The following is a 3770-nucleotide window of genomic DNA, read 5'->3' as shown; positions in this document are numbered from 1 at the left end:
CCTAATTGATACTTGTTTAATTTTCCGGTGGTAAGTTCGTCTAAAATTTTCAGTTTAAAAGGTTCTGAATACCGTCTGATTACTTTGTCATTTTTGTACATAATGTTTAAAATTATGTAGCCTTTATTCAGGACGGGTCATAATGTGGCATAACGGTTACGTATAACCGTCAGTTACGGGTTAATATGCGTTAATTTTCGGTTTGGCACTGACGCTCGCAATTCCGAGTGGATTCGGACGTAGTCGAATCCGCCGTAATTGCGGTTATACATTGTTGGCATTTCGTTGTTTTTCATATTTCAAATAATCCGACTAAATTCTTTTTTGTTTTCAGGGTTTTGAGTGAATTCGGTCAGCGTTTTATTCCGTAATATTTTTCAATTCCGATTGGGTGAGCAATTCCGAAACTTGCTAAATCCTTTATTCAGTTTATTTTAAATTTCCTTTTTTGTTTTCTCCAGTTTTAATTTTAATTCTTGAATTTCAGCATTTTTATCTTTGACCTCCATTTGAAAATACTTTAGACTTGTAAACAAATAAATCAGTACAAGAATATTTCTAAAATCTATTGAGTTATACTCAGTGAAGAAATCAAATTTGCTCGAAATCCATAAAATTCCAAATAATACAATTGATACAGTAGAAATTATTTTTAATGTTTTTTTCATTTCTTTTTATTTTCATTTTGAGTGCGTTCAGCCAATGAATGCCAACGTATCGCAGATATGGATTGATTTTTAACGATTAAATAAACGAAAAAATGGATATACAAGATGTTTTAAGAATACTAAAAAATGGTGCTGAAAAACCAAAAGATGATTTAAACGACTACACAAAAGGTAAACGTGATGGACAAGTACAGGCTTATAGCCACGCTTGGACTTTAGTTAAAAATTTATCTATATCTGGTGTTAGCCAACAAAGTGAACTGTTAAAGGCGGTTGAAAAGCTAAAATATTTCGCCCATGAGGTTTGCCCTTTGCATAGACAGGATGACTTAGAGGAAATAGTAAAAAGCCTTTAATTGTGGCTAACGGCTACGTATAAGATTAGTTGCGTGGTCGAAAAATAAATTTAACAAGTACGCACCGAATAGAAAATCCGAGAGGATTTTCGTAAGTAGGATGGTACAGAGCAATTAATTTTATACAATGTTGTGCCACGTTTTTAATTTTTTCCGTGTTTCAAAGTCAAAAGTCTGTCCTGATGATTTTGATAAAAGATTTGGATTTATATTGAAATATGGCATAGATAGTGAAATAAGTTATAATAAGGTTAAACAATTTTATTTTCATAATCTTTCAACATTGGAATCAAATAATGCTCATTGTTAGGCAAAAGGTCTTTGATAAATTGTTCACGTCTTTCAGGTTCTTGGTTTATGACTATTTGAAAAACAACCCTTACTAATTCCTCGTATCGTTGTGCCATAATTTCGGTGTACGCTTCTTGTATTGGTTTAGTGGTGTTTTTTATCAAGTCATCAGACATTTTCTTGATTTGGTCGCTGTCGGTTATAAATTTGGTTGCGTCGTGTAAAATGCGTTCATTTCTCATTTCCACGTATTTTTTAACCTCGTCAACTTTAAATATTTCCATAAACGATTTCATGGACGTGATTACGTCTTTTTGTCTGTCAATTTGTGATTTTTGGATAAAGAAAACTACAAGGTATATTACCGTGTATAATCCTAAAATTCCTAAAGTCAATTTTTCGTCCATATTGTTATTTTAAATGTGGCACAACGGTCTCGTATAACCGTCAGTTACGGGTTAATATGCGTTAATTTTCGGTTTAGCACTGACGTTAGCAATTCCGAGTGGATTCGGACGTAGTCGAATCCGCCGTAATTGCGGTTATACATTGTTGTGCTTTCGTACTTTTTATTCTGCTTTAAAATTCCTTGTTCCATTTTGGTAAAGTTCCGAAAATCTCAAAATGTCTTTGCATTATAATTCCCTCAATGGTCGCTGGTATGTCAGCGTGATTTTTATCAAACGTTTCATACCAATAAATATCCAATGCTTCTATTTTTTCCGTTTTCAGTTTCTCTTTCCAACTTGTTTTTCTCGGTTTGTCAAATTGTTTTCCGTTTACGAGTCTATCATACATTCCGCCTTTCCGTACTTTTTTAGTTCCGTTCTGATAGATTTTTCCAGAAGAGCCTATGTAAATCAGTTCAATTCTTCCATTTTTCAGTGCGTAAACAATATAAATTCCGATTCCATTTTTCGGCGCATTACAAACTTTTCCAAGTTCGTCATTTTCTCCAAAAAAGAAATGTCCATTTGATTTGTATTCTTCTAATTCTTCAAACATTTTCGTTCGGTTTGGGTATGAAGCACAACGGTCTCGGCTATGGACAGTTGCGTAGGTTGGCACGGACTATTGCAAGTACACAAAAAGCTGAAAATTCCGCAGGAATTTTCAGGATAACCCTGTAATAGCAATTGTTTATAGCCATTGTTGTGCGTTCGTTTTTTACCATTTTACAGATTCCAAATATTCCTTATTTCTATAATCTGTAAAGTCTTTTATTTTATTCAATTCAGCATTTTCAGTATTCAGTTCCCAAATAGATGATTTTTCACTCCAAGGGTCAGTTAGGATTTCAACTGTTTTTTTATTTTTCATTCGCAATGAGTAAATCCACTCGAAAGATTCATTTCGATATTTTTTAGTCTGGCTTGGTTTCCAAAAGGTCAGATGAATCCCAGCAATAATTGCCCATTTATTTTCAGAGTCAATAATTCCGCAGTTTGGGTTTCCGTAAAATTCGTCCTCCAACAAAACTTTTCCGCTTAGTTTTTCAGTCAAAACAGCTAATTCCTGTTCAAATTCAAGTTTTAATTTATCTGTTTCAGCTAATAATTCCATTCGTTCTTAGAGTGTTTTGGTAAATGACGCACAACGGTTTCGTATAACCGTCAGTTACGGGTTTAAAGTTACTATTTTTCGATTAAGCACTGACGTTAGCAATTCCGAGTGGATTCGGACGTAGTCGAATCCGCCGTAATTGCGGTTATACATTGTTGTAGCACGTTATTTTTTATTTTCATAAAGTTCAATCGCTTTTAAGTATTTCATTCCGCCAGTCTTTGTTTGGTCGTAGATAAATCCATTCAGTTCAGGGTGATTTTTGTCAATCCAATTCAAGAGTCCGTCTCTGTTTTTTACAAATACAGAATCGTTGAAAATCACATATTTTGTTGTTTCAATACTAGTTATTTTATCCTTGTCGAAACGAATAACTTGGTCAGTAACAATAGGCTCTTTGTGAAGGAAAGAGATTCTTTTGTCCGTTTTTGATATTTTGGCTTTTACGGTTCCGTTTTCCTGTCCAATTTCGAGGATTTTGTAAGTCGGTTTAAACACAGAATCCCATTTTAGCCATTCCACGTATTCTTTTTTGGAAAATGTTTGTTCATAGTCATATTCGGTTTCCTTTGTCAATAGGCTATCGGTCAGCAAAGTTTCGATTCCAGAAACATTTGATTTGTCAAGAACTTCATAGTATTTCTTGGCAATTTCCAATTTGTCAATTTCCTTTTCAGAATTTTTGCAGGAAATAATTCCGATAGTTACGAGTAATAAAAGAACAGTGAATTTATTCATTTTACGTTTGGTTGTGTATTATACTGAAATAGGTTGACCTTTTTCGGGTTCATTTTTCGTTTGTTAAAAGGTCAATAGTTCTAAATTTTCTTTATTTCTTTTGTAGGAATGATATGCTACATTTTGGTTAAGATGAACAAAAGCTGGTGTGTTC

The 3770-nt window shown here is 33.5% G+C and carries 6 protein-coding genes; 1 reads left to right on the top strand and 5 read right to left on the bottom strand.

Annotated elements, in window-relative coordinates:
- Positions 1-434: 434 nt before the first annotated feature.
- Entirely contained in the window at positions 435-668 is a 234-nt protein-coding gene (locus E1J38_RS14755; RefSeq protein ID WP_133357604.1) for a hypothetical protein, read from the bottom strand.
- 92 nt (positions 669-760) lie between these two features.
- Here E1J38_RS14755 and E1J38_RS14750 point away from each other — a divergent pair, with 92 nt between their 5' ends.
- Positions 761-1024: a hypothetical protein gene (locus tag E1J38_RS14750; protein ID WP_133357605.1), complete on the top strand. Its 264-nt coding sequence runs from the start codon at positions 761-763 to the stop codon at positions 1022-1024.
- A 251-nt stretch (positions 1025-1275) separates the two neighbouring features.
- Here the strand turns inward: E1J38_RS14750 and E1J38_RS14745 are convergent, their stop codons facing one another.
- The 4 genes from E1J38_RS14745 to E1J38_RS14730 all read right to left on the bottom strand — a co-directional run bounded on the left by E1J38_RS14745 (position 1276) and on the right by E1J38_RS14730 (position 3616).
- Entirely contained in the window at positions 1276-1722 is a 447-nt protein-coding gene (locus E1J38_RS14745; RefSeq protein WP_133357606.1) for a hypothetical protein, read from the bottom strand.
- Between the two features lie 172 nt (positions 1723-1894).
- Positions 1895-2320, bottom strand: a complete 426-nt coding sequence (locus E1J38_RS14740; protein WP_133357607.1) for a hypothetical protein — start codon at positions 2318-2320, stop codon at positions 1895-1897.
- Between the two features lie 162 nt (positions 2321-2482).
- Complete coding sequence (locus E1J38_RS14735) at positions 2483-2878, bottom strand: hypothetical protein (protein ID WP_133357608.1); 396 nt, start codon at positions 2876-2878, stop codon at positions 2483-2485.
- Positions 2879-3043: 165 nt separating this feature from the next.
- Positions 3044-3616 (bottom strand): hypothetical protein, encoded by a 573-nt coding sequence (locus E1J38_RS14730; protein ID WP_133357609.1) that lies wholly within the window; start codon positions 3614-3616, stop codon positions 3044-3046.
- Positions 3617-3770: the final 154 nt, after the last annotated feature.

The organism is Seonamhaeicola sediminis (assembly GCF_004358095.2).
GTDB lineage: Bacteria > Bacteroidota > Bacteroidia > Flavobacteriales > Flavobacteriaceae > Seonamhaeicola > Seonamhaeicola sediminis.
The sequence above is the reverse complement of the archived record's forward strand: the minus strand, read 5'-3'. Positions and strand labels throughout refer to the sequence as shown.

Bases quoted from the DNA above. Each gene is read 5' to 3' on its own strand.
- E1J38_RS14745 (WP_133357606.1), bottom strand. From the start codon at position 1,722: ATGGACGAAAAATTGACTTTAGGAATTTTAGGATTATACACGGTAATA.
- E1J38_RS14740 (WP_133357607.1), bottom strand. From the start codon at position 2,320: ATGTTTGAAGAATTAGAAGAATACAAATCAAATGGACATTTCTTTTTT.
- E1J38_RS14750 (WP_133357605.1), top strand. From the start codon at position 761: ATGGATATACAAGATGTTTTAAGAATACTAAAAAATGGTGCTGAAAAA.
- E1J38_RS14735 (WP_133357608.1), bottom strand. From the start codon at position 2,878: ATGGAATTATTAGCTGAAACAGATAAATTAAAACTTGAATTTGAACAG.
- E1J38_RS14755 (WP_133357604.1), bottom strand. From the start codon at position 668: ATGAAAAAAACATTAAAAATAATTTCTACTGTATCAATTGTATTATTT.
- E1J38_RS14730 (WP_133357609.1), bottom strand. From the start codon at position 3,616: ATGAATAAATTCACTGTTCTTTTATTACTCGTAACTATCGGAATTATT.